This window comes from Arthrobacter sp. K410C (assembly GCF_059090105.1).
In genome coordinates this window covers 1-249 of sequence record NZ_JBNHFJ010000076.1, presented here as the reverse complement: position 1 = coordinate 249, position 249 = coordinate 1, and the positions used below count along the sequence as shown (strand labels likewise).

The following is a 249-nucleotide window of genomic DNA, read 5'->3' as shown; positions in this document are numbered from 1 at the left end:
TGGTGTTCAAACGCGCCCCCAACCTGTTGTTCCGGGACCACACGGATGATGACTTCGGGCAGAACGCCGTGGTGATCCGGGTCCAGCCCGACGAGGGCGCCACGATCCGGTTCGGGTCAAAGGTCCCGGGCACCCAGATGGAGGTCCGGGACGTGACCATGGACTTCGGGTACGGGCACTCGTTCACCGAGTCCTCCCCCGAGGCCTACGAGCGGCTGATCCTGGATGTGCTGCTCGGTGAGCCGCCGC

Annotated in this window: 1 pseudogene; it reads left to right on the top strand. The window is 66.3% G+C overall.

The window, feature by feature from the left end:
- Nucleotides 1-249: pseudogene (locus AC5RU7_RS21150) on the top strand (glucose-6-phosphate dehydrogenase); the annotation flags it as partial.